At 38.6% G+C, this 19,443-nt stretch carries 16 protein-coding genes; 15 read left to right on the top strand and 1 reads right to left on the bottom strand.

Going from position 1 to position 19,443, the window contains the following annotated elements; all coding sequences use genetic code 11:
* Nucleotides 1-13: 13 nt before the first annotated feature.
* Nucleotides 14-1,408: an aminopeptidase P family protein gene (locus DRF67_RS15920; protein WP_115929286.1), complete on the bottom strand. Its 1,395-nt coding sequence runs from the start codon at nt 1,406-1,408 to the stop codon at nt 14-16.
* A gap of 187 nt (nt 1,409-1,595) precedes the next feature.
* Here DRF67_RS15920 and DRF67_RS15915 point away from each other — a divergent pair, with 187 nt between their 5' ends.
* The 15 genes from DRF67_RS15915 (at nt 1,596) to DRF67_RS15840 (ending at nt 19,430) form a co-directional block, all read left to right on the top strand.
* Nucleotides 1,596-2,480, top strand: a complete 885-nt coding sequence (locus tag DRF67_RS15915) for an AraC family transcriptional regulator (protein WP_115929285.1) — start codon at nt 1,596-1,598, stop codon at nt 2,478-2,480.
* Nucleotides 2,481-2,568: 88 nt separating this feature from the next.
* Complete coding sequence (locus tag DRF67_RS15910; protein WP_115929284.1) at nt 2,569-3,474, top strand: dihydrodipicolinate synthase family protein; 906 nt, start codon at nt 2,569-2,571, stop codon at nt 3,472-3,474.
* A gap of 16 nt (nt 3,475-3,490) precedes the next feature.
* Nucleotides 3,491-4,975 carry an aldehyde dehydrogenase (NADP(+)) gene (locus DRF67_RS15905; RefSeq protein ID WP_115929283.1) on the top strand — a complete coding sequence of 495 codons (1,485 nt, stop codon included), beginning with the start codon at nt 3,491-3,493 and terminating at the stop codon, nt 4,973-4,975.
* Nucleotides 4,972-5,970 (top strand): 4-hydroxyproline epimerase, encoded by a 999-nt coding sequence (locus DRF67_RS15900; RefSeq protein WP_115929282.1) that lies wholly within the window; start codon nt 4,972-4,974, stop codon nt 5,968-5,970. The genes DRF67_RS15905 and DRF67_RS15900 overlap by 4 nt, the downstream gene beginning before the upstream one ends.
* An 8-nt stretch (nt 5,971-5,978) precedes the next feature.
* Nucleotides 5,979-7,244: an NAD(P)/FAD-dependent oxidoreductase gene (locus DRF67_RS15895; protein ID WP_115929281.1), complete on the top strand. Its 1,266-nt coding sequence runs from the start codon at nt 5,979-5,981 to the stop codon at nt 7,242-7,244.
* A gap of 84 nt (nt 7,245-7,328) precedes the next feature.
* Nucleotides 7,329-9,476 (top strand): zinc-dependent metalloprotease, encoded by a 2,148-nt coding sequence (locus tag DRF67_RS15890; RefSeq protein WP_115929280.1) that lies wholly within the window; start codon nt 7,329-7,331, stop codon nt 9,474-9,476.
* Nucleotides 9,477-9,778: 302 nt separating this feature from the next.
* Entirely contained in the window at nt 9,779-10,264 is a 486-nt protein-coding gene (locus DRF67_RS15885) for a GNAT family N-acetyltransferase (RefSeq protein WP_115929279.1), read from the top strand.
* 1,347 nt (nt 10,265-11,611) lie between these two features.
* Entirely contained in the window at nt 11,612-12,028 is a 417-nt protein-coding gene (locus tag DRF67_RS15875; protein ID WP_115929277.1) for an RrF2 family transcriptional regulator, read from the top strand.
* Between the two features lie 81 nt (nt 12,029-12,109).
* Nucleotides 12,110-12,823, top strand: coding sequence for a phosphoadenylyl-sulfate reductase (locus DRF67_RS15870; protein WP_115929363.1), 714 nt, complete (start codon nt 12,110-12,112; stop codon nt 12,821-12,823).
* A gap of 13 nt (nt 12,824-12,836) precedes the next feature.
* On the top strand, nt 12,837-13,745 hold the full coding sequence (gene cysD / locus DRF67_RS15865; RefSeq protein ID WP_115929362.1) for a sulfate adenylyltransferase subunit CysD: 909 nt from the start codon (nt 12,837-12,839) through the stop codon (nt 13,743-13,745).
* 100 nt (nt 13,746-13,845) lie between these two features.
* Nucleotides 13,846-15,084, top strand: coding sequence for a sulfate adenylyltransferase subunit 1 (locus DRF67_RS15860; protein ID WP_115929361.1), 1,239 nt, complete (start codon nt 13,846-13,848; stop codon nt 15,082-15,084).
* A gap of 4 nt (nt 15,085-15,088) precedes the next feature.
* Nucleotides 15,089-15,919, top strand: coding sequence for a serine O-acetyltransferase EpsC (gene epsC / locus DRF67_RS15855; protein WP_115929276.1), 831 nt, complete (start codon nt 15,089-15,091; stop codon nt 15,917-15,919).
* Between the two features lie 28 nt (nt 15,920-15,947).
* A complete protein-coding gene (gene cysK / locus DRF67_RS15850) occupies nt 15,948-16,859 on the top strand; it encodes a cysteine synthase A (RefSeq protein ID WP_115929275.1) in 912 nt (303 codons plus the stop codon).
* A 23-nt stretch (nt 16,860-16,882) separates the two neighbouring features.
* Nucleotides 16,883-17,728, top strand: coding sequence for a uroporphyrinogen-III C-methyltransferase (gene cobA / locus DRF67_RS15845; protein ID WP_115929274.1), 846 nt, complete (start codon nt 16,883-16,885; stop codon nt 17,726-17,728).
* The gene (locus DRF67_RS15840; RefSeq protein ID WP_115929273.1) at nt 17,718-19,430 is read left to right on the top strand and encodes a diflavin oxidoreductase; all 1,713 of its coding nucleotides are present in this window, start codon (nt 17,718-17,720) and stop codon (nt 19,428-19,430) included. The genes cobA and DRF67_RS15840 overlap by 11 nt, the downstream gene beginning before the upstream one ends.
* The last annotated feature ends 13 nt before the right edge of the window (nt 19,431-19,443 follow it).

Genomic DNA, 19,443 nt, shown 5'->3' with positions numbered 1-19,443 from the left:
TATAAAATCTGAATTAATCTAAATATTCTGCTCTGTAGTTTTCAATGTCATCAACGGTGGTAATCAATCCGCTTCCAAGAAGCCTGTACCCATCATCTGTAATCAGAAAATCATCTTCCACACGAACGCCGCCGAAGTTTCGGTATTCATTTACCTTATCATAATTAATGAATGCTGCGTTTATATTTTCAGCCTGCCAGATATCGATCAACTCCGGAATCATATAAATACCCGGTTCCACCGTTACTACGTATCCGGATTCTAAAGCTTTCCCTAAACGTAACGATTTAAGACCAAATGTTTGGGTATCTTTTGGTTCTTCTTCTGTATATCCGATATATTGCTCTCCAAGATCCTCCATATCATGTACATCCAATCCCATCATATGTCCTAATCCACACTGGAAAAACAGGGTATGGGCATTGTTTTTCACCGCTTCTTCAGGATTACCTTTCATCAATCCAAGATCAACCAGTCCTTCTACCAGATATTCTGAGGCTTTCAGATAAATATCTTTGAATTTAACTCCCGGCTTCAAAAGATGATGAGCATTATTGAATGAATTCAGAACAATTTCATAGATTTCTTTTTGTTTTGTACTAAAAGTTTTGCTTACAGGGAATGTTCTGGTTAGATCTCCTGCATATCCCATGGCTGTCTCAGCGCCGGAATCATTAAGGAAAAGATCTCCTTCCTTCAAGGTATTAAGGCGGTAATGATTGTGAAGGATTCCACCATTTATGGTAACAATTGGCGGATAAGACATCTGGCATTCTTTATTGGCGGCAAGATATTGAATTGCATTGGCGATTTCATATTCTTTGACACCTGGTTTTGCGATCCTCATTGCGAGTAAATGCATTTCATTGGATACATTTACAGCTTCTTCTATCTGTGCGATTTCCTGAGCTTCTTTTATAGAACGTTGCTTTACAACAGCCTTAATCATCTCCACAGAAGGTTGCAGTTCAGCAATCTTGATCTCTAAGAGATCTGCCAGTAAGATTTTATTGGAAGACTGATAGGGTGGAAGATAGTGTACTTTTCTACCGGATGTCTGTGCTTTCAGAAGATATTGAGAAAGTTCTGCATACGGTAAAGTTTCATGTACACCAGACTTTTGGCTCTTTTCTTTCAATGTTTCCTGTCTGCCCATCCATACGATGTCATCAATACTCAGTTCATCTCCGAAAACAATGGTTTTATTTTCATCAATATCAATAATAGCGGCAATCCTCGGCTCCTGGATTCCGAAATAATATAAGAAAGTACTATCCTGACGGAAATAATAAGGATTATGCTCAAAATTTACAGGATTTTCTATATTTCCCAGAAATAATAGAATTCCGCTTGCCACATTGCTCTGTAATACGGCTCTTCTGCTTTGATAAGTCTGTGCTGAAAACATATATTTATGAATAGTTTTTATTTTAAAAGGTTAAAGTTACGATTTTGTACTATTTGAAGCCCTTTCTTCGTTAAAATAATGGAGATGTAAAGTTTGGATTTTAATATGATAGGTAATGTTCATATTTTGCTTAAATTCGGCAATATTTTAACCTTCGCATTTACTAATCTCATAAAGTACTGATTGTATGAAGAGTCTCCAGTTTTCTGTTCCTGCTGATACGAACAAAAGCATCCGTATTCAGGAAGATATTATGCCTAATTTTTATCCTTATTTCCACCGGCATACTGAAACTCAGATCATGTGGATCCTGAAAGGACATGGTACGCTCGCCATAGAACAGAACCTTTTTACCTTTGAGCCTGGAGATATTTTCTACCTTGGCGCCAATCAATCCCACGTTTTCAAAGGAGATTTTAAAGAAAATGAAAAGCAGAAGGTTCATGCGATCTCTATATTCTTCGATCCTGATAAAAAAATATCCGCTTTTTTTGATTTACCGGAATTTGAAGAGCTTAAAAACTTCATTAAACATTCTAAAGTAGGATTTCAGGTTGCTTCAAAATTAAAATCGAGTGTAGGAGAGAGCATGGCTGCATTACAAAAGACACAGGGGGTAGAACAAATCATAGATTTTATAAAGATTTTAAATCATCTAATGCAAAACAGACATCTGCATATCCCACTATCTTCAGAAAAGAATCTGCCCAACCATATTTCGGACAATGATCAGAGGATTATTGATGCCCAGACTTATATAAAGAAAAATTTCACTCAGCATAAACTTTCTCTTGATACCATTGCTAAAGAAGCCTGTATGACTCCCCAGGCATTTTGCCGATCCTTTAAAAAACACACCAGGATTACGTATATCCAATATCTTAATGAATTACGGGTACAGAGAGCCTGCAGATTATTAACATCCAGCAGCAGATACAGCATTTCCTCTGTTGCTTTTAACAGCGGATTCAACAGTCTTACAAACTTTAACCGCGTTTTTAAATCCATTATGAAATATTCTCCTAAGGAATATCTGAAGCATTATAAAGAAGCTACTTTTGACCGCGAATAACTACATGTTAAAATACGGTCAGAATTCATTAAAATATTAACATTTACCGTTTTAAAATTCACTTAGTTTTGAATAAATATTATTTGATATGAGTACAAAACTAAACTGGGAAGGTATTTATCCTGCTGTATTAACGCCTTTTACCAAAGAGGGAAAGATTGATTTTGAAATGTTTGCAGTCAATACAGAAGCCCAGATTAAAGCCGGCGTTCACGGGATTATCCTTGCCGGAACATTAGGAGAAGCCAGCGCACTGGAAACTGAAGAAAAATTTGAGCTTCTTCAATATGCTAAAAAAATTACACAGGAAAGAGTTCCCGTTATCCTTAACCTTTCTGAAAATACAACCCAAAATGCAGTCAATTTTGCTCAAAAAGCAAAAGAATTAGGAGCAGACGGATTAATGCTACTTCCTCCAATGCGTTACAAAGCTGATAGCCGTGAAGTAGTAGAATATTTCAAAGCGGTTGCCACTGCTACAGATCTTCCTATTCTTATCTATAACAATCCGGTGGATTACGGAATTCATGTCACGCTGGAAATGTTTGACCAGCTTATTGAATATCCAACCATTCAGGCGGTTAAAGAATCTACAAGGGATCTTGCCAATGTAACCAGAATGATTAACCGTTTCGGAAAAAGAATCAAAATTCTTGGTGGAGTAGACACTATTTGCCTTGAAACTTTAATGCTTGGCGCTGATGGATTGGTAGCGGGACTTGTAGATGCCTTTCCTAATGAGACCATGGCCATGTACAACTATGCTAAAGCAGGACAATATGATAAAGCCGTGGCTATTTATAGATGGTTTATGCCATTGTTAGAACTTGATATTCATCCTAAACTTATCCAATATATCAAACTGGCTGCTACAGCAGAAGGAATCAGCAATCCGTATGTAAGAGCACCCCGTCTTGAACTTCAGGGTGAAGAAGCCCAAGAAGTCAATAAGATTATTGAAGAGGGCAGAACCAACCGTCCTACACTAGATTAACATCAAAACAAAAGCTATGATTGAAGAAACATCAAAAGAAAATATTGAGGTAAGAATTCAAATGGCTTCCGAAGCGTATCAGTTCCTGAAGAATACAACCATAAAACAACGGGCAGCATTCATGAATGCTGTTGCCGATCAGATTGAGGCTTTAGGAGAAGAACTTTTGACCACTGCCCATACTGAAACCTCATTACCTCTGGCAAGACTTACGGGCGAAAAAGCCAGAACGGTAGGCCAATGGAGAAGTTATGCCAAAGCAGTAGCTTCAGGAATATACACTGAGCCAAGAATTGATCTTGCCCAACCTGAAAAGCAAAAAGGAGATCTCAGAAAATACAATATAGGATTAGGACCAGTGGTCGTTTTCGGGGCCAGTAATTTTCCATTTGCTTTTTCTACTGCGGGAGGAGATACAGCTAGTGCCATAGGAGCAGGCTGCCCTGTTATTGTAAAAGCACATCCGGCACATTGTCAGACCTCTCAAATGATGGCTGATGCGATAGCGAATACGGTAAAAGAATACGGTTGGCCTGAAGGTATTTTCAGTCACATTACAGGAACATCCTATGAAATTGGAACTTACTTAACAGAGCACAAGGATATCCAGGCAGTAGCATTTACGGGTTCATTCAATGGCGGAAAAGCTTTGTTTGACATCGCCAGTCGTCGTGAAAATCCTATTCCTGTATTTGCCGAAATGGGAAGTATCAATCCTGTATTTGCACTTGAAAACCTGATTGAAAATAAAGCAGAAACTTTAGCTAAAGAATACATCAGTTCATTAACATTAGGAGTAGGCCAATTCTGTACAAATCCTGGGGTATTTATTGCTGTTAAAGGGGAATCTTTAGATCGTTTTATCACAGTAGTAAAAAATGAAATTACAGGCATTGTACCTGCCAATATGCTTCATAAAGGAATATATGAAAGTTTTGAAAAGCATAAAATAGAGGCAATATCACAGCCTGATATTGAGATCATTGCCTTCATAGAAACAGAAGAAGGGAAAGGAAGTGCTGCTGTTATACAAACCGATGCTCAAAGTTTCATCAATAATCCTGTACTGAGTAAAGAAGTTTTCGGTCCATTTGGTATCATTGTCACTTGTGAAAACAGAGAAGAACTTATACAGATCGCTCAAAACCTAAAAGGACAGCTAACCATTACGGTTGCTGCTACTTCGGATGATATTCGGGAGAATTCTGAACTGATTCATTTTTTGAAAGATAAATGTGGAAGACTCTTATTTAACGGAATGCCCACCGGAGTAGAAGTGGTGTATGCCATGCAGCACGGAGGGCCTTTCCCCTCTACAACAGATGCCCGTTTTACATCTGTAGGACCGGATGCCGTTAAACGATTCGTTCGTCCCATTTCTTTTCAGAACTGGCCGGATGAATTTTTACCCGAAGAGCTCAAGAATGAAAATCCATTGCAGATCAACAGAATCGTAGATGGTGAAGTGAACTTAGGATCATTAAAATTAGAAACCGTATGAACAGAACTTTTTTTTGCATAGATTCACATACCTGTGGCTGCCCGGTACGTCTTGTGGCCGGAGGCGGACCTCTTTTGAAAGGAAATTCCATGATGGAACGGCGACTTCACTTCATGAAAGAATACGACTGGATTCGGAAAGGGCTCATGTTCGAACCCCGTGGACACGATATGATGAGTGGAAGTATTTTGTATCCTCCTACTGACGAACAGAATGATATCGGCGTATTATATATTGAAACCAGCGGATGCCTTCCCATGTGCGGACACGGTACCATCGGAACGGTTACCATTGTCATAGAAGAAGGTCTGGTTGTCCCGAAAATTCCTGGAAAGTTACGTCTGGAAACGCCGGCAGGACTTATTCTGATCGATTATGTACAGGAAGGAAAAAAGGTAACTTCTGTAAAACTCACCAATGTAAAATCGTTTCTTTATGCTGAAAATCTGGAAGTTGAATGCCCGGATCTCGGATTGATAAAAGCTGATGTTGCATATGGTGGGAATTTCTATGCAATCATAGACCCGCAGGAAAACTTCAGGGATATTTCTGATTTTACAGCCAGTCAGCTTATTCATTATGGGAAGATCATCAGGAGATTACTGAATGAGAAGTATCAGTTTATCCATCCTGAAAATGAACATATTATCGGACTGAGCCATATCCAATGGACAGGTACTCCTATGGATCCTAACGCCAGCGGCCGGAATGCCGTCTTAGTGGGTGAAAATGCGTTGGACCGCTCACCGTGTGGAACCGGAACTTCAGCACGGATGGCCCAGTGGCATGCCAAGGGAAAACTAAAAGAAGGGGAAAAGTTTATCCATGAAAGTTATATCGGTTCTCAATTTATAGGGAGAATTGAAGGAACAGCCACTGTAGACGGAAAGTCAGCCATTATCCCGTCAGTAGAAGGCTGGGCACGGATTACCGGATACAATCACATCATTATTGACGATGAAGATCCCTACTGGCAGGGGTTTCAGGTAATGTAACTAAGTATATGACAGAAAATAAAGGAAAAGCACTCATCATCGGTGCAGGAATCGCGGGACTAAGCTCAGCCTATTATCTTTTACAGAAAGGCTGGCAGGTAGAGATCCTGGAACAGAATGACCTTACCAACAATTGCTCTTACGGCAACGCCGGCATGATCGTACCCAGTCATTTCACTCCATTGGCAGCACCGGGCGTAGTAGCTCAGGGAATTCGCTGGATGTTTGATAGCAAAAGTCCGTTCTATGTGAAGCCATCACTCAGTACTCAACTGCTATCCTGGGGACTGAAGTTTTTAAAGCATTCCAACCAGAGCCATGTGGACCGTTCGGCAGCAGCCATCAGGGATCTTAACCTGGCAAGCAGCCGGCTGTATAATGAAATAGCTCAAAAAGATGAATTTGATTTTGAACTGAATCAAAACGGAATTCTGATGCTGTATAAAACACAAAAAGTAGCAGAAGAGGAGACGGAACTTGCTCATAAAGCCATCAGTTTGGGATTGCCTGTTGATATTCTGGATAAAAAAGGAATTCAGGAACTTGAACCTAATGCTCAACTGGATGTCATCGGAGGAATCAATTACAAATGTGACGGTCATATGAATCCGGTGAAGCTTATGAAGCAATTGATCTCTTATCTTAAAAACAATGGGGTTATTTTCCACACACAGCATAAAGTTACGGGATATGAAATTGCAGGGAACGCCATAAATGCGATAATAGCAAATGGTAAAAAGTTTTCAGCAGACCGTTTTGTAATGACCGGAGGTTCTTTTTTACCAGAACTCGCTCAAAAAGCCGGTATAAAAATTCAATTGTTGCCTGGAAAAGGGTATTCATTTATGCATACCCCCGAAAATCCTATGAATACCTTGGAACATGCAGCATTATTACTGGAAGCAAGAGTGGCGGTAACTCCCATGAACGGGCAGATCCGTTTCGGAGGCACCATGGAGCTGGCTTCCCATCGAGATACAATTAATATGAAAAGAGTAGAAGGAATTGTTCAGTCTATTCCTCAGTACTTGCCAGATTTCCAGATGGAAATACCCAAAGAATCAGAAATCTGGTTTGGATACAGACCCTGTGCACCAGATGGACTTCCGTATTTAGGTCAATCTTCGAAATTAAAAAATCTGATTATTGCCGGAGGTGGAGGAATGATGGGACTAAGTCTTGGACCTATTTTCGGAAAAACAGTTTCTGAGCTAGCCAATGACCAAAAACCAACGGTTGAGATAAAGATATTCAACCCTGAAAGATTTAGTTAAAAAACATCACATAAAACACACAAAATTATGCCTAAAACAATTTGATTATTCAAATAATTTATTAACAAACAAATCCCAAAAATCATGAAAAAATTTAAATTACTACTACTTGTTTCCCTATTTCCAATAATAGGTTTTGCTCAGGAACATAGACCTCATGAGTGTAAAGCAGATGAAATGATGAAAAAACATTTTGAACTGCACCCTGAATCTAAGGCTGAATATGAAAATTTTGAGAAATACACCAAAGATTTTGTAAAAAAAATGGAATCAAACAAAACTCCATTGAATAAGGCCAGCGCTCCCACCTATATCATCCCTGTGGTTTTTCATGTGTATGGAGAATCTCAGAGTAATGTAAAAGTAAATTACCAAAAAGTAGTTGACTTGCTGCAACAAATCAACTTAAATTTCAATGGAATCAACACTGATTCAAATACTGTGGATCCTGATTTTCAATCTATTAGAGGAGCGCTAAGTATTGAATTTCGATTAGCTAAAATTGACCCAACCGGAAAAGCAACAAGCGGAGTGGTATTTCACCCTTTCAAAGGTGGATATGGCAACGGTGGCGGATATGATACACAAATTGGTGCAGATGCCTGGGATAATAGAAAGTATATGAATGTGTATATACAAAATGACCTATATGCTGATAAAGATTTATATCAATCCGGAGTTGCCTGGTATCCGGATTCATACATGACTTCAGTAAATACAGCAAGAGTTGTTTATAATGGCCGTTATATATTCAATGCTGCAGGAACAGTAGCTTCCAACGAGTTTTCTGATACATTCACTCACGAATTTGGGCATTGGTTAAATCTTCAACACACGTTCAATGTTCTTTGTTCAACTGCAAATCCTGGTAATGATGGTGACGGAGTTGCTGATACCCCTGTAGAAAATAATTCTTCCGGATTAGGATGTACAGCTGGAAACAATTGTCTTGGACAAAAAGTGAACGTTGAAAATTATATGGGATACAATGGTTCCGCTGGTTGTTATAAAATGTTTACCAATGGACAAGTTAACAGGATGCTAGCCGCATTAAACCATCCTTCGCGAATGAATTTATGGCAGCCCGCAAACTTAGCCGCAACCGGTGTTGCCAATACTCCGCCTAGATTAACTCTCAGCAACAGTACATTTACTGAAAACCTAGACAATAATGGTAAAGTATCATTAGATGGAACAGTAGCATCTGCTCCTACATCAACCATTACCCTAAACGGAGCAACATTTGGTGTACCCAATGGAACAACTCTTATTGCAGGAACACATTTCACTTCTTCATTACCAGCAGGACTAACAGCAACTATCTCAGTTACAAGCCCTACTACTGCTACACTTACCATAAATGGTGCAGCAACCAGTCATCCTAAAAGTCAGGTCCTGAATTCATCAATTACGTTCCTAAATCCGGCTATAACAGGAGGTGCAACGTCATTAGGATCCACAACAGCTTTAGCATTAACTTTTTCTTATAAAGATCCTTATAAAATAGTTACAGGAATTCCTCTGGAAAGTTATGCCAATCCAACACCAACAGCAGTAACAGCCAACTCCGGTGCAACCTGGAAATATTTTATCATTAACCCGGAGCTTAGCGATGATGCTGGTTATGGTGCTTGGTACTATGGAGCCAATCAATTAAAATTGGAAACCTATTGGAAAGGATTAGTATGTGGGGTGGGAACAAGAAATATTAGTTTAATTCCGTCTTGCACGACGATAACTAATGCAAATAATATAGGTTACCCTGTTGGTACTCCAGGACAACTTGACGTGTACACCCCAACATACACTACCTGGTCTGGCAAAACAGCTTATGTTGGTTTTAGAAACCAATTCGAAGGCTACAATATTAACGGCTATTTCAAACTGACTGTTGGGGCCAATGGTTCAGGCTATTCTGTAACTGAGTTTGCCTATAATACACAACCAAATGGAAGTATTACAACGCCTTGTGCATTGTCATCATTATCCACTTCAGACGTTGATACAACAAACTCAGAAATATCCATCTATCCAAATCCAGTTTCTGATGTATTGAATATTAAAACAGAAGGGAAAATTAAATCAATCTCTGTTTACGATAGGTCTGGAAGAAAAATGAATGCTAAAGTGATGGGTGATAAGGTTGATGTTAAACACTTCCTAAGCGGAACTTATTTAATTGATATTGAAACTTCTTTAGGGAAATCTTCCCAAAAATTCATTAAAAAATAGGATCAAAACGTTATATCGATACAATATTGAAGGTGGGCAGTATTCTGGAAATGGAACCCTTCTTGGCCATTAGCCTCCTGATTACTACTTCAAAGCGGTTACAGACTGGTTTAAGACTTTTTAAACAGATACATTTAATGAAATAATTTAGTATTGATATGTTAGCATTCACTTGTTGAATAATGATGGGCTTAATTTTTAAGTCCATCTTTTGTTTTATGATGAATATTATCAGGCTTTATAGGCAATTGTAAGTTTATTTACGTAATTTTATTCATCTATTTCAAACTCAAATTATTCTTATGTACTATAAAAACGATACCATCATCATACGGGAATTCACACCTCAGGAACTCAATTTATTTTTAAATCTTTTTGAAAACGAAAACGTTACCCGCTATCTGCCTTATAAAACCCCTGAAGAATACAAAGACATGTTTGGAAAAGCCCTTTCAGATTATAAAGACGGTCCTTTCAGCAGATGGGGAGTATTCAACGCGGAGAATAATGATTTTGTCGGAATGTGTTTGGCCAGAATCTTTCTTGATAACCCTGAACAAATAGAAATTGGCTATACATTAGGGGAAAACTACTGGGGAAAAGGCCTTGGATCTGAAGTATGCAAAGCTTTGGTAGAATATTGCAGATCATTAGCAACAGACAGAGATATTGTTGCCGTTACCGATCTGGATAATATCGGATCTCAGAAAGTCCTTACAAAAACAGGTTTCAAAAGAATAGATAATCTGATTAGAGAGGATATAGAGTTAGCTTACTTTGTTTTGTAACTAAATGAAAATCTGATATATTCCAAACTTATTTTAATTTTCTAAAAACCACAAATGGTATAGGTTTTTGAAACCTATAACGTTTAGAAAATACACTCATCCAACCGGGAAAAACATAGTAATACTATAAAAATCGAAGCTTTTCAAAACTTAATTAAGTATTTAAAAGTTTTTGTGTTAAACAATATTTTCAAACCATTAAGAAAAGTGAAGAGGTTAAGGAAAGTTAAGGGAAAATCGAAAGATTTTCATAAGCCCATTGCTGTAAACGAAGCTTTCTTAATCTTATAACCTTATTGAATCTTAATGGTTTAATTATTTATTTAATATCTCGAAAATCTAAGATCTTCAAAATTTATTTTTAATTTTCTAAAAAAAACCATAAACGTTATAGGTTTTTGAAACCTATAACGTTTATAAAATACACTCATCCAAACGGGGAAAACATTGTAATACTATAAAAATCAGAGCTTTTCAAAACTTAAGTATTTAAAAGTTTTTGTGTTTAATAATTTCAAACCATTAAGAAAAGTGAAGAGTTTAAGGAAAGTTAAGGGAAAATCGAAAGATTTTCATAAGCCCATTGCTGTAAGCGAAGCTTTTCTTAATAATCTTATAACCTTATTGAATCTTAATGGTTTAATTATGTATTTAATGTCTCGAAAATCTAAGATCTTCAAAATTTATTTTTAATTTTCTAAAAAAAACCATAAACGTTATAGGTTTCAAAAACCTATAACGTTTAGAAAATACACTCATCCAAACGGGAAAAACATTGTAATACTATATCATAAAGCCCATTGCTGTAAGCGAAGCTTTCTTAATAATCTTATAACCTTATTGAATCTTAATGGTTTAATTAAAATCTAAGATCTTCAAAACTTATTTCTAATTTTCTAAAAAGAACCATAAACGTTATAGGTTTCAAAAACCTATAACGTTTAGAAAATACGCTCATCCAAACCGGAAAAAACATTGTAATACTATGAAAATCTGTGATTTTCAAAACTTTTGTAAACTTCTCAGTGGCTCTTTATGTAACTTATAAACTTAAGTGTTAAAAAAATATTTTATTTTCCCACAGATTACACGGATTGACACAGATTTTTTTAAATTGATATGTTCTTTCATATGTACAATGCTGTGATCCACTTGATTAAAGTATTTAAAACTTTAGTGAACTTCTCACCAGCCTTCATGTAACTTAAAATAAACTTAAGTGTTTTAAACTTTTGTGACTTTGTGGTTAAACCATCTTGCCATTAAAAAAATCTGTCAAAAGAGAATTACCGTCTCCATCTCAAAACATTTCATTTATCAGATAATTTATCATAACTTGCAGGAATTATGATGTCGAAACGTTGCAAATATGCGTTAAAAGCAATGGTCAGATTAGCAAGAAATTACAATCAAGGCTTTCTGCCCACTTCCGTTATTGCACAGGACGAGAACATTCCGAAAAAATTCTTAGAACAAATTCTTCTGGAGCTTAAAAGAGCTAAACTTGTCAACAGCAAACAGGGGAAAGTAGGGGGATATTACTTATTGAAGTCTCCTGATGAGGTCTCTCTGGCGGATATTTACCGCATTTTTGACGGACCTATTGCCCTTACACCGTGTGTATCCCTGAACTTTTACGAATCTTGTGATGATTGTGTGGATGAGGCGGTATGCTACCTCAGAAAAGAATTGATTATTGTTCGGGAAAAGACCAGAAAAAGCATGATGGAAGCCACTCTGACCAAATTTATCAATCAGGAATAAATTTTTTTTCATTTAAATTCTACTAATTTGATAGGAGTTATAGAATTTTATATATATTTGCAGGAATTAATTTCAATGGATATGGAAAATAATCTGAAAAATGAATTTGAGCAACTCCTGAAAGAAACTTCTGAAAACTCTTTCCAGGACAATGGATTGCAGGTATTGGTCAGTAGATTTCCGGGTAAAGTAATTTTTTCTACCAGCTTTAGTTATGAAGATCAGGTGATCACCCATCTCGTAAAAGATTTAGATGTTGACATTTTTACATTGGATACAGGACGACTTTTTGAGCAGACCTATGAAACCTGGACGAATACAAGAGCTTTTTTTAAAAAGAAGATTAAGGCCTATTATCCTGATACGGAAGAACTGATAAATTTTGTTTCAGAAAACGGTCCGGACTCTTTTTATCAGTCTGTAGAGCAGAGGAAGACTTGCTGTACGATTCGCAAAGTGCATCCTTTGAAAAAAGCATTAAAGGGATATCAGGTTTGGGTCACTGGTCTGCGGGCAGAACATTCTCCTAACCGCCAGAATATGCCGCAGCTGGAATGGGATCCTGATAACAAAATCATCAAATTTCATCCCATCCTTCACTGGACCTCGGAGCAGGTAACAGAGTATGTAAAATCTTATCATTTGCCCTATAATCAACTGCATAAAAAAGGATTTGTCAGCATTGGTTGTGCACCGTGTACCAGAGCGATAAAAGAGGGAGAAGATTTCAGAGCGGGCCGCTGGTGGTGGGAAGATGCCAATAAAAAAGAGTGCGGACTGCATATTCATCAATAAAAAAAGAAAAAAAATGTCAATACACCAATTAAACTATTTAGACCAGCTGGAAGCTGAATCCATTTATATATTAAGGGAAGTTGCGGGCCAGTTTGAACGCCCTGCGTTATTGTTCAGCGGCGGTAAAGACAGTATTGTGCTGGCGCACCTGGCAAAAAAAGCATTCTTTCATGGAAAGATCCCGTTTAAGTTTGTACATGTAGATACAGGACACAACTTTCCGGAAGTACTCGAATTTCGGGATCGGTTGGTCAATCAGCTGAATGTCGATTTGGTCGCGAGAAAAGTAGAGGATACCATCAAAAGTAAAAAACTGCAGGAGGCTAAAGGTAAATTTCCCAGCAGAAACTGGCTTCAGACGTACACTTTACTCGATACGATTGAAGAATTTGAATTCGATGCCTGTATCGGAGGAGCCCGAAGAGACGAAGAAAAAGCCAGAGCAAAGGAGAGAATATTCTCTGTCCGTGATGAATTCGGACAATGGGACCCCAAGCTGCAGCGTCCTGAATTGTGGAATATTTTTAATGGAAAGATCCATAAAGGAGAAAACGTAAGAGTCTTCCCGATCAGTAACTGGACCGAGCTGGACATCTGGAACTACATAAGAAGAGAACAAATAGCGCTCCCATCCATTTATTTCTCTCACGAAAGAGAAGTGGTGGATTTTAACGGACAGTGGCTGGCCAATTCAGAGCATGTATTTCTTGAACCCGGAGATCTTGTCACAACTAAAAAGATACGCTACCGAACCGTAGGAGATATGACCTGTACCGCAGCCGTAGAATCTCACGCAGCCACCATTGACGCGGTTATCGAAGAAATTGCTGCTACCAGAATTTCCGAACGGGGAGAAACCCGGATTGATGACAGGGTAACGGAAGCTGCGATGGAAGACAGAAAAAAAGGAGGCTATTTTTAAACAAGCAATCAGCAATGGGTAATCAGCAAGAAAATTAACAACATTTTCACATATGCCTCCCATATATTATTCATTGCCCATTACTCATAAACAAAAACGGATGGATATATTAAGATTTATAACAGCAGGAAGCGTAGATGACGGTAAAAGTACACTGATCGGAAGACTGCTATACGACAGCAAAAGTATTTTACAGGACCAGCTGGAAGTGCTGGAAAAACATTCTAAAAATAAAAATGAAGACGGGGTAGACCTGGCCCTTTTAACAGACGGCCTTCGGGCGGAGAGAGAACAAGGAATTACCATTGATATTGCTTACCGATATTTTTCGACGCCCAAAAGAAAATTTATTATTGCCGATGCTCCCGGGCATGTACAGTATACCCGAAATATGATCACAGGAGCATCCAATTCTGACCTGATGGTCATTCTGATTGATGCAAGAAAAGGGGTTATTGAACAGACGCGAAGACATTCTATTATTGCCTCGCTTCTGCAGCTGAAAAAAGTGGCTGTTGCCATCAATAAAATGGATATGGTTGACTATTCGAAAGATGTGTTTGAAACCATCAAATCTGAATATTCGAAAATTGCAGAAAATCTTGGTCTGAATGAGGTAAGCTATTTCCCTATTTCTGCACTGAAAGGAGATAATATTGTTACTCCTTCATCCAGAACAGAATGGTATGCCGGAACTTCGCTTCTGGAATACCTGGAACAGGTGACGCTGCATGAGGAAAAAAATAACGGAAGCCGGTTTCAGGTCCAGTATGTGATCCGTCCGCAAACGGATGAACTGCATGATTACAGAGGATATGCCGGACAAATATTGAGCGGGGCCTTTAAAAAAGGAGACAAAATACATGTTCTTCCCGCAGGCATAACCAGCGAGATTTCGAAAATTGAGGTGAACGGAGTAGAAAAAGAAGATGTATTTGAAGGTCAGCCGGCAGTGATTCACATCGCCGATAATCTGGATATCAGCAGGGGAGATATTTTCTCTACAGAACAAGAGCTTCCGGCAGTGGAAAAAGATCTGGATGTTCTCCTTTGCTGGCTTGATCAGAAATCTCTGCAGCCAGGTAATAAGTATGTCCTGCAACAGAATAGCAGACAGGTAAAAGCAGTTGTTAAAGACATAGAGTACAAGATCAATGTCAATACACTGAACCGGGAACTTATTGAGGAGGATATAAAACTCAATGAAATAGTGAAAGTGACCCTCCGTACAGCACAGCCCTTGGTCTATGATAGTTTTAGCAATAACAAAACCACAGGATCAGCCATTTTGGTGGATGAGACTTCCAATTCAACGGTGGCTGCCTGTATAATTCAATAGAAAAATGGCAGTTTCTCATCATTTAATAGAAAAAATTCATCAGACAAAACAAGAGAGCATTCATGGATTCTTTGATAAAGTAAAGACAAAAAAGTGGGTAAAAGATTTATATGAAGCCCTTTTTCTTCCCCAAAATGAACATACGGAAGAAGGTCTGAAAAAAAACTTCGAAGTTCTACAGGATGTTCTTTCTGATCTCATTAATACAGTAACAGAAGATAAAGAGACCGCAGAAGGGCATGTGAAACAATTCTTCGAGGCTTTACCTGGACTGTACGATCAGTTGGTCCTGGATGCAGCCTCTATTCTGGAATTTGATCCTGCAGCAGATTCTCTGGAAGAAGTATATCTGGCCTATCCGGGATTTTTTGCCACCTATGTGTACCGTATTTCGCATCAGCTATGGAGCCAGGAAGTCAAAATATTGCCCCGCGTCATTTCTGAATATGCACACAGTAAAACAGGAATCGATATCCATCCGGGAGCCATGATTGGAGCCTCTTTTTTTATTGATCACGGTACGGGAATTGTCATTGGAGAAACCACCATCATAGGAAACCATGTCAAGATCTATCAGGGAGTTACTCTGGGAGCGCTTAATGTTTCCAAAGAAAAAGCCAACCAGAAAAGACATCCCAATATTGAAGATGGGGTGATCATCTATTCAGGAGCCACTATTTTGGGAGGGAATACCACCATAGGCAGAGAAAGCGTCATCGGCGGAAACGTATGGATCACACAAGACGTACCTGCCAGTTCTCTTGTATTTCACAAGAGTGAAATCAAAATAAAGGATAACAGTTCCTTACCGGAATCTTTAAACTTTGTGATATAAAAAAACAAAAAATAAAAATGACATTGATATGAAATTTAAGAACGCATTAGACACGATCGGGAATACGCCCGTCGTAAAAATCAACAAACTTTTCAATTCAGATCATGAAATCTGGATTAAACTTGAAAAATCCAATCCCGGAGGAAGCATTAAGGATAGAATTGCCCTGGCAATGATTGAAGATGCTGAAGCAAAAGGATTATTAAATAAAGACAGCACCATTATAGAACCTACCAGCGGAAACACAGGAATAGGTCTGGCATTGGTAGCTGCTGTTAAAGGATACAAACTTATTCTGGTAATGCCGGAAAGCATGAGTATTGAACGTCGTAAAATTATGGAAGCTTATGGAGCAGAATTCGTACTGACTCCCAGAGAGAAAGGAATGAAAGGAGCTATCGAGAAAGCCAATGAGCTGGCTGAAGAAACTCCGAACTCATGGATTCCGAGACAGTTTGATAATCCTGCAAACGTAAAAGTTCATACCGAAACCACCGCACAGGAAATTATAAATGATTTCCCGGATGGTCTTGATTATATTATCACAGGAGTAGGAACGGGAGGACATATTACAGGAATCGCCAAAACAGTGAAGGAAAAATTCCCGAATGTTAAAGTATTTGCCGTAGAGCCTGAATTATCTCCGGTATTAAGCGGAGGAAGCCCTGCACCACACCCTTTGCAAGGGCTGGGAGCTGGTTTTGTACCTTCCATCCTGGATATTACTCTTTTAGACGGAGTCATTACAGTAGGAAAAGAAGAAGCTTACGAATACACGATTAATGCGGCAAAAAAAGAAGGCCTTTTTGTAGGAGTTTCTACAGGAGCTGCTTTGGCTGCCATTGCAAAACATTTACCCGAAATACCATCTAACGCTAAAATTCTTACCATCAACTACGATACCGGAGAAAGGTATCTGTCAGTAGAAGGACTCTTCTAAATCCTTAACTAACACCTACTTCAATGAAAACAAATATAAAATCACCAAAGGTTTACCTTATCGGTGCAGGGCCCGGCAACCCTGAACTGATCACCGTAAAAGCAGTAAAAGCCATTACCGCAGCAGACGTTATTTTATGCGACCGCCTGGTAAGTCCTGAAATCCTGGAAACTTATGTCAGCCCGAATACTGAAATTATTTATGTAGGTAAAGAATGTAGTAAAAATGCTTCTACCCCTCAATCTCATATCAATACATTGATGGTGGAATATGCCCTTCAGAATAAAACCATCGTAAGGCTTAAAGGGGGAGATGTTTCCATATTTTCCAATATTCTGGATGAATTACAGGCTTTGAAAAGCAATCATATTCCTTACGAGATTATTCCCGGAATTACTGCTGCTCTCGGAGCTGCTGCGTGTGCAGGAATGCCTTTGACGGCAAGGGGATATTCGACCTCGGTTCGTTTCCTGACCTATTATAAATCCGAAATTGTAAGTGAAGAATATTGGAAAGAACTGGCTGCTACGAATGATACACTGGTATTTTATATGTCAAAGGGAACACTTAATGGTCTCGTAGATAGACTGAACACCCTTGGAATTTCTGCTGATAAAAAAATCGCAGTCATTGAACAGGCCACAACTCCTTTTCAGAAGGTATACACCTCTTCATTTGACGAGTTTAATGAAAAATTCGGAATCCACAACTTTGCCTCCCCATCATTAGTGGTTATAGGTAAAATTGTTAACCTTCATGAAGAATTTTCGTGGTTTGAAAATGCCCAGAAGGATGGTCTTTATTTCAAATCTGTAGAAAATGGAAGCGTAATCCCTAATCACCAAAATTTCTTTGAATATGCTGTCTGAAACTAAATTAAACATTCTTAAACAAATATCCGGTGATTTTTCCAGGGATGAAGCGATATGGGCGAGCGGATACCTTGCCGGATTAGCCGGAGGAAGTCTTTCTGCTGCCATACTGCCACCGCTTCAAACAGAGACTACCGCTTCAAATGCCGTAAAGAAAATAACACTGGCGTATGGTACAGAAACCGGAAACAGTAAAAAACTGGCTACAGGTTTAGCCACTATTATAAAAAAGAAAGGAGTTCAGGTAAAACTGGCAGATCTTTCACAATACAAACCTAAAGACCTTGCCAAAGAAGAATTCTTTTTTGTGGTTATCAGTACCCAGGGAGAGGGAGAACCACCGGCATTAGCCAAAAAGTTCTACGATTATATTCATGAAAATGAAATCAATCTTACCCATCTTAAATTTGGAATATTAGCGTTAGGAGACAGCAGCTATCCTCAGTTTTGTAAAACCGGAGAAGACGTTGACTCCCGTTTTGAAATCCTGGGTGCGCAACGTATCATTCCGTTGAAAAAATGCGACATCGATTATGAGCAGGAAGCCGGCCATTGGATAGAACATGTATTTGAAACAGTCAATAAAACGTCTGAAACTTCCTCCAAAAATATTTCCGCTCCAAAAGTTTCATCAGGACGAAAAAAATTCCAGGGAAAAGTATCATCAATTATCAATCTCAATGATATTACTTCCGACAAAGAGACCTATCACATAGAAATAGAAACAGAGGATATACTGGCTTATCAACCGGGTGCAGCATTGGGCATTTTGCCTTATAATTCAAAACAAATCGTTGAAGAAATTATTGCTCTGACAGGTATTCATTCTCAAAAACGAATTGAAACCCCGAAAGTAACTGATACTGTGGAACAGCTTTTACAAAGACATCTTAACATCAGTTATTTGTTGAAATCCGTTGTTGCCCAGTATGCTAAAATCACAGGACACATCATTCCTGAAGTACGTTTGAGCCTGCTGGATCTCCTGAGAATTTATCCTGTAAAAAATGCAGAAGAGTTTGAAGATGTTCTTCAGATCCTGACAGGACAAGCTCCGCGTCTGTATTCGATATCCTCTTCATTGGAAGCTCACGGTGATACTGAAATTCACATTACCGTAGCCAAATCGGAGTTCTTTATTGATCACCAGAAACATAACGGGCTTTGCAGCGGTTTCCTCAGTGAATTCAGCGAAGGACAGGAGGTTGAATTTTACATCCAGGATGCAGGTCATTTCAAACTGCCTGAGCACGATAAAGATATGATTATGATCGGGCCGGGAACAGGAATTGCCCCTTTCAGATCTTTCCTTTGGGAGCGTGATGCGGTAGGAGCTGAAGGAAGAAACTGGTTGTTTTTCGGAGACAGAAATTTTGTTTCAGATTTCCTTTACCAGACTGAACTTCAGGATTTTCTTAAAACAGGAGGTCTTACACATTTAGACCTTGCTTTTTCCAGAGATACGGCAGAGAAAATCTATGTTCAGCATAAACTGGAACAAAAAGCACAGGAAGTTTTTTACTGGCTTGAAGGGGGTGCCTCCGTATATGTATGCGGTGCCAAAGAACCGATGAGCCGGGATGTAGAAGAAACGTTGTTGAATATCATTCAGAACGAAGGAAAAAAGACCAAAGAGCAAGCCCTTCATTATCTTGAAGAAATGGAACTGAGCGGCAGATACGCCAAAGATGTGTATTAAAACTCCCTGAAGT

This window comes from Chryseobacterium pennipullorum, assembly GCF_003384725.1.
Lineage (GTDB): Bacteria > Bacteroidota > Bacteroidia > Flavobacteriales > Weeksellaceae > Chryseobacterium > Chryseobacterium pennipullorum.
The sequence above is the reverse complement of the archived record's forward strand: the minus strand, read 5'-3'. Positions and strand labels throughout refer to the sequence as shown.

What these genes read in the sequence shown, in the direction of transcription:
- DRF67_RS15920 (WP_115929286.1), bottom strand. Translation starts at nt 1,408, where the DNA reads ATGTTTTCAGCACAGACTTATCAAAGCAGAAGAGCCGTATTACAGAGC.
- DRF67_RS15915 (WP_115929285.1), top strand. Translation starts at nt 1,596, where the DNA reads ATGAAGAGTCTCCAGTTTTCTGTTCCTGCTGATACGAACAAAAGCATC.
- DRF67_RS15910 (WP_115929284.1), top strand. Translation starts at nt 2,569, where the DNA reads ATGAGTACAAAACTAAACTGGGAAGGTATTTATCCTGCTGTATTAACG.
- DRF67_RS15905 (WP_115929283.1), top strand. Translation starts at nt 3,491, where the DNA reads ATGATTGAAGAAACATCAAAAGAAAATATTGAGGTAAGAATTCAAATG.
- DRF67_RS15900 (WP_115929282.1), top strand. Translation starts at nt 4,972, where the DNA reads ATGAACAGAACTTTTTTTTGCATAGATTCACATACCTGTGGCTGCCCG.
- DRF67_RS15895 (WP_115929281.1), top strand. Translation starts at nt 5,979, where the DNA reads ATGACAGAAAATAAAGGAAAAGCACTCATCATCGGTGCAGGAATCGCG.
- DRF67_RS15890 (WP_115929280.1), top strand. Translation starts at nt 7,329, where the DNA reads ATGAAAAAATTTAAATTACTACTACTTGTTTCCCTATTTCCAATAATA.
- DRF67_RS15885 (WP_115929279.1), top strand. Translation starts at nt 9,779, where the DNA reads ATGTACTATAAAAACGATACCATCATCATACGGGAATTCACACCTCAG.
- DRF67_RS15875 (WP_115929277.1), top strand. Translation starts at nt 11,612, where the DNA reads ATGATGTCGAAACGTTGCAAATATGCGTTAAAAGCAATGGTCAGATTA.
- DRF67_RS15870 (WP_115929363.1), top strand. Translation starts at nt 12,110, where the DNA reads ATGGAAAATAATCTGAAAAATGAATTTGAGCAACTCCTGAAAGAAACT.
- cysD (WP_115929362.1), top strand. Translation starts at nt 12,837, where the DNA reads ATGTCAATACACCAATTAAACTATTTAGACCAGCTGGAAGCTGAATCC.
- DRF67_RS15860 (WP_115929361.1), top strand. Translation starts at nt 13,846, where the DNA reads ATGGATATATTAAGATTTATAACAGCAGGAAGCGTAGATGACGGTAAA.
- epsC (WP_115929276.1), top strand. Translation starts at nt 15,089, where the DNA reads ATGGCAGTTTCTCATCATTTAATAGAAAAAATTCATCAGACAAAACAA.
- cysK (WP_115929275.1), top strand. Translation starts at nt 15,948, where the DNA reads ATGAAATTTAAGAACGCATTAGACACGATCGGGAATACGCCCGTCGTA.
- cobA (WP_115929274.1), top strand. Translation starts at nt 16,883, where the DNA reads ATGAAAACAAATATAAAATCACCAAAGGTTTACCTTATCGGTGCAGGG.
- DRF67_RS15840 (WP_115929273.1), top strand. Translation starts at nt 17,718, where the DNA reads ATGCTGTCTGAAACTAAATTAAACATTCTTAAACAAATATCCGGTGAT.